This window comes from Candidatus Planktophila sp. (genome assembly GCF_046070465.1).
Classification (GTDB): Bacteria; Actinomycetota; Actinomycetes; order Nanopelagicales; family Nanopelagicaceae; genus Planktophila.
Window position 1 is genome coordinate 1 of sequence record NZ_JBJTMK010000165.1, and the last position, 5,562, is coordinate 5,562.

Below are 5,562 nucleotides of genomic sequence, written 5' to 3' on the forward strand. Positions count from 1 at the left end.
GATTCTGAATATGAAAGTCCTTTGTTTCTAGCAGCCGCAAGACCACGGTTATCTTGTGTGATGACCTTAATAATTGGATATTTCTCCTGAAGACTCAAGATAGTCTCAAGACTTTTATCAGTTGAGCCATCGTCGACAAAAATAATTCTATTTACTGGGGCAGTTTGAGAGAGTACGGACTTAACGCATCGTTCGATAAAAATTGCCCCATTGAAGCAAGGAATTACAACATCAACCGTATATGTTGGAATCATCGCTTAATCCTTGCCTTGAAACTCTTTCTGAGGAGCGCAACAGCGCTAAACCTCATCAGAAGAAGATCTACTATTCGCATTAGTTGCAATATTGAAAAGATTGAGCGCTTGATTGGCCCCCTATAGAACTCTTTGAGACATTTTAATCTTAGAGTAAATTCAGTATCGTATAGGTTGTTCTTAACAGTTACCTGATTCTCATGAACCCTGTAATAAGTCAGAAATTCCTCACTGGAAAATATATCTCCAAGATTTAAAATTCGAATCCATAAATCTAGGTCCTCGGCTCCCTCAAATTCTGACCTGTAGTTCCCAGCCAATTCTACTATTTCTTTACGGAACATCACCGATGGGTGTGCGACTGGATTTCTAAAGATGAAGTTTCTTAGCAGAGTTAATTTCCCACTCGGATAATTAGATCTTCCAATCTCAATGTCCTCTGAATTTATGAAGATAATCTGGCTAGATACTAGAGCTACTTCAGGGTGTTCTTGCATCACGCGAAGCTGGTATTCCAATCGCTCTGGAGACATTTTGTCGTCTGCATCTAAACGAGCAATGAGACTTCCGTTAGCCAAAGCAAGACCTACATTTAGCGCCTTTGATACGCCTCTTTCGGTACAGTGCAAAACTCTAACTCGTGAATCTTTTGTGATGTAGTTGTTAAGTATCTCCAAAGTTCCATCCGAGGACCCATTATCAACCACGAGAATTTCTGAAGCTAGCGGTTGAACCAATACCGAATCTAATGCTTGTCCAATAAATTGCTCGCCGTTTAAGACGGGTATCAAAACAGAAATTGAATTGGTTATTAATTCGGCTTCCGAATCCATATCAGATCCAACTACTCTGGATTCGAATCCAATTCTCTGGGATTAAATCTAACGGCTCTTGCATGGATTTAAACCAAGGTTTTGGTGAAATTACAACTTTCGCATTGCTTGTATAGGCAGCCCACCAAGAAAAAGTTGAATTCGAAATAATGTAGCTATCGCATGCCTGCATGACGGCAAAAGTGTCTGTCGGTATCGTATTGGTTGGTTCGATAACAAGTTCTGCACCTACCTGTTGTAGAAAATCAAGTGATATCTCGTTCGGAGAATCGGTCATAACCCAAATCGGGCCCTTAGCCCCCATGGATCTCAGCTGATTGATCGCAGTTATGTAGTATTCATAACTCAGAACTCCAAAAGAGTCTTGTAGTTCGAGAAAATCGCCACGTCGAATATGGCACAAAATTGGTTTAGAAGCTTTAGCCACAGAAATTTTAGATTTAGCCCAATCGCAGGAAACACCAGGGTCTAAGGAGTATCCTGGAAAAGTTTTCTTAACTGATTCGTGATATCTCCAAGATTGAAAATAACCAGAGACTTCAAAATATGTTTTTTTTAGCAGGGTCTCACTGAAGCCAACATCAGTCGGTTGGAAATAACCGATTCTGCGATTGACTGCAGGAATTAATCGATTCATTCGAGTAAGTATTGCTCTGGCCACATGTGGAATTCGAGATACAACAATTTCGTATTCAATAGGCAGATTGAATTTATCTAGCTCCAAAGCACGCTCGGTATTGGCTAGTCGTAGCCCACTTGTATCAAAGGTAATTACTTCCTGCTTATTCGCTATCGCGTAACTAGCCGCTGCATAGTAAATGAATAGCTGATTTCCAAGCCCCCCTTGGAGACGAAATCTATTTCCAGCCATTGTTGAATTCTACCGGAAATGCCACCCAGATTTAGTGCAGTTTGATTTACTCAATTTGAGCAATATGCGAGAGAATATATTTATGTTGTTTGTTCCGTTTAAGTCCCTAGGAAAGTACATAACAATATTAGGGAAATCAGCTCAGAGAAAATTCTGGTCTGTCGTCCTGGCGCAATCAGTTTTAGGATTACTAGACTTAGTCGGTGTAGCAATAATTGGTGTTTTGGGTTCGTTAGCCTTAAAGGGAGTGCAGTCCCAGAATATTGGCGGTAGAACTAGTCAAGCAATCAAATTCTTGAGAATTCAGAACTTTGATTTTCAAAATCAAGTAATGACACTAGCCTTGCTTGCAACATTTTTTCTGATCCTCAAAACAATTCTGACAATAGTTCTCAATAGAAGAATTCTCTTTTTTCTCAGCAATCAGGCTGCGGCGCTATCTGAGAAACTACTCGCTCGTGTTCTAAGTAAGCCGATATTGGGAATTCAGCAAAACTCTTCTCAAGAAATTCAATATGCCGTCGGCTCTGGAGTATCTGCAATTGCAGTGGGAATTGCGGGCACATTGGCCTCTGTGATTACAGATTCTAGCACCCTCATCATTCTGCTTGTTGGTCTATTTGTGATTGATCCGTTAGTCGCTGCCAGTTCAATCCTACTTTTTGGGCTCATAGGTATCTTCTTATACAACTTGACCCACAAGAAGGCTCATCGCTTAGGCATTGAACTTGCCGATTTAAACGTTCAGTCACAGATTAACATCCAAGAATTGATAACTTCTTACAGAGAAATTTTTGTTCGTGATCGACGTGAATACTATTTATGGCGTATTTCAAACTTGCGTCGACGGTATGCAAATACTCTTGCAAAACAGAATTTCATGCCAAATATCTCTAAATATGTGCTTGAGGTTAGCGTAATTGTCGGAGCAGTTTTAATGTCGGCGCTGGAATTTGCGCTACATGATGCAGCACATGCTACTGCCAGCTTGGCGATTTTTATAGTAGCTGGCAGCAGAATTGCACCAGCTCTGATGAGATTGCAACAAAGTTTTGTACAAATACGTGCAAATGAAGGTCTCGCAAGTTCCACATACAGTCTAATCGTTGAGACAAACTCTTTAGACCCTCTGATACCAAGTAATTTTGAACCAAGCTTTACTTATGAAGGTTTTGAAGCGAATATCTCACTAACATCAGTAAATTTTAGATACCCAGGAAGTCCCAACAATATTTTCAGCAGTTTGGATTTAGCAATCACTGCAGGAAAATTTATTGCGATTGCTGGACATTCTGGCTCTGGAAAGAGTTCATTGGTTGATTTGTTGCTTGGACTTCACACGCCTCAAAGCGGCAGCGCACTTATATCTGGTTTACCCACCTCTCAAGTTATAAAAAAATGGCCAGGTGTTATCGGATATGTTCCGCAGGTAATCGGCCTTGTAGATGGATCGATTAAACAGAATTTAAGTCTTGGTTTTGAAGTAAATACCTTTACTGATAATCAATATTGGGATGCTCTCAATCAGGCGCAACTCAAAACATTTGTTGAAGAACTCCCTGGAAAACTTGATTTTCAGGTTGGTGAAGGAGGATCGCGTCTTAGCGGTGGGCAACGCCAAAGATTGGGAATTGCACGTGCGCTTCTTACAAAACCAAAGTTATTAATTCTGGATGAAGCGACAAGCGCACTAGATAGCCAAACTGAACTTGATATTTCGCAATCCATTCACAAACTCCGTGGTGAAGTTACGACAATCGTTATTGCCCACAGATTATCGACGATAAAGCTTGCCGATACGGTGATCTACCTCGAAGCGGGAAGCATCCGTGCAGCTGGAACTTTTGAAGAAGTCCGCGCATCTGTGCCAGATTTCGAATCCCAAGCAGAACTGCAAGGCCTCTAATTGGTGAAATGTCCGTTTTGTCCCTTCCCCGCGACAATATAGGGTTGGATTCGTAGAACGTTATAGATAGGGCGACGGTTCAATCTGCTTTACAAACCGGTTGAAAAAGGATCCAATAAAGTGGCGTTTAAGAAGTCTGCAGCATCTGCAGGTCCCCGCGTGTGGACCGTTGCAGAGCTCGGTGCTTTCTACACAGAGCACCGTTCAGAGCTTCTCGCCCATGCAAACCGCGTCTTGAAGGATTCAGCTAAGGCTGAAGAGATCACCCAAGACTCTCTTATTAAGTTTATGTTGGCAGCTCCTGAGCTTGAGTCAACAGATCATGCTCTCTCATACCTTCACCGCACTATCGAAAACCTCTGCATCGACTACTTCCGCATGGAGGGTCGCCGCCCCAACCTCGTGGTCATCGATGATGCCCAGGCCGAGGTTGAGGCCGCATGGCAGGTAGATGGCGATCACTCAGCACAGATTTCAGCTGCAGAAGATGCAGCAATCATCCGCCAGGCTCTTGCAATGCTCTCACCAGCTGAGCGTGCAGCGCTTGTGATGTGGGAGATGGAAGGTCGCTCAACCGAAGAGATCGCAGCAGAGCTTGGTATCAAGGAATCTGCTGTTCGTCATACAGTTTCTCGTGCACGCACAAGCCTGCGCCGCGTACTTTCAGAGCTCGTTATCGATGAAGAGCGTGGCTTGACTGCCCTCGACATGCTTTCAACCACCTATAGGAAGGCAGCAGACCTTGCGGCAAAGTCATCCAAGGTCGCCTTGTCCTTATTATTAGTAGTAACTGCTTTCCTTGGATTTAACTCTTTGACAGGCAATGAAGGTTCAGTTCTTCCAACTGTCCAACAGCAAGACGCACTGGCCTCTCCATCTGCTTCTGCAACAGCTGAAGGATCAGAGTCAGCAACCCCTGCCCCATCTGTGACAGTTTCATCAAATGCCAAGAAGTCAGATGGCATGGTCTCAGGCGTCTATATCAAGGGTGCAAAGCTTGCCTTTGCTGGCCTGGATGTAGATGGCACCCCAACAGGTTTCACCGTCGCAGGTGAGAACGGTCTCGGCAAGATGTGGGTGAGCAATAACCGCCCAGTCGCGACCGAAGAAGGAACAATTTTGGCCACCCAGGCCGTCACTTCCAAGGGTGGACCAAATGTGATTGTCGATCAGACCATCACAGTCGACGGCAACGGCACAAAGTATGAGGTCGGATATGTTGCTTTCGGAATCAACAAGCAGTGGGCGGTGGCTAACGCTGACGCCACAAGCGTGGATTTTGAGCGGATGTCCAATGGGCAGTACCTTATGACCGTTACAATTTCCCTAACCTCAACCCCAACTTCAGAGTTGGCCAATCCGGTCGGAGACCGTGGCTATGACGTTGTTGGCGCACCGAAGACGATCACAACTCGTCTCTTGCTCAATGCGAGCAAGACCCAAATTTTGGCTCAGGCAATTTACATTCCTGGGTCTGCAGTAAAGGCAAAGGGCTGATCACGTGGCACATCAGCTAACAATTAAGTTTCTTCACCGCGTCCGGATACACGGTGGAGAATTTGATTCATCAGCACGTGCGATGAATCGAGTGGAGGGAAGTAATTCTCTCCAAGCCGACCTACGGAAATGCCGTGGATCGACTTGCGAAAGGAAACAAATGTCTACAACAATTAAGCGCGTAGCGCTCGTTGCTGTTGC

6 protein-coding genes are annotated in these 5,562 nt (G+C 44.2%); 3 read left to right on the forward strand and 3 right to left on the reverse strand.

The window, feature by feature from the left end:
• The 3 genes from ACKOVI_RS06965 to ACKOVI_RS06975 form a co-directional block, all read right to left on the reverse strand.
• Positions 1–254, reverse strand: a 254-nt coding sequence (locus ACKOVI_RS06965; RefSeq protein ID WP_509603350.1) for a glycosyltransferase family 2 protein, incomplete at its 3' end; no start/stop codon positions are given.
• Positions 251–1,087 (reverse strand): glycosyltransferase family 2 protein, encoded by an 837-nt coding sequence (locus tag ACKOVI_RS06970; RefSeq protein WP_509603351.1) that lies wholly within the window; start codon positions 1,085–1,087, stop codon positions 251–253. The genes ACKOVI_RS06965 and ACKOVI_RS06970, both read right to left, overlap by 4 nt.
• Before the next feature lies 1 nt (position 1,088).
• A complete protein-coding gene (locus ACKOVI_RS06975) occupies positions 1,089–1,958 on the reverse strand; it encodes an alpha-1,2-fucosyltransferase (RefSeq protein ID WP_509603352.1) in 870 nt (289 codons plus the stop codon).
• Between the two features lie 34 nt (positions 1,959–1,992).
• Here ACKOVI_RS06975 and ACKOVI_RS06980 point away from each other — a divergent pair, with 34 nt between their 5' ends.
• From ACKOVI_RS06980 to ACKOVI_RS06990, 3 genes are all read left to right on the forward strand, one after another.
• Entirely contained in the window at positions 1,993–3,864 is a 1,872-nt protein-coding gene (locus tag ACKOVI_RS06980; protein WP_509603353.1) for an ABC transporter ATP-binding protein, read from the forward strand.
• Between the two features lie 120 nt (positions 3,865–3,984).
• Positions 3,985–5,361 (forward strand): RNA polymerase sigma factor, encoded by a 1,377-nt coding sequence (locus ACKOVI_RS06985; RefSeq protein ID WP_509603354.1) that lies wholly within the window; start codon positions 3,985–3,987, stop codon positions 5,359–5,361.
• A 4-nt stretch (positions 5,362–5,365) separates the two neighbouring features.
• Positions 5,366–5,562: hypothetical protein (locus tag ACKOVI_RS06990; protein WP_509603355.1), on the forward strand; the 197-nt coding region annotated here is incomplete at its 3' end.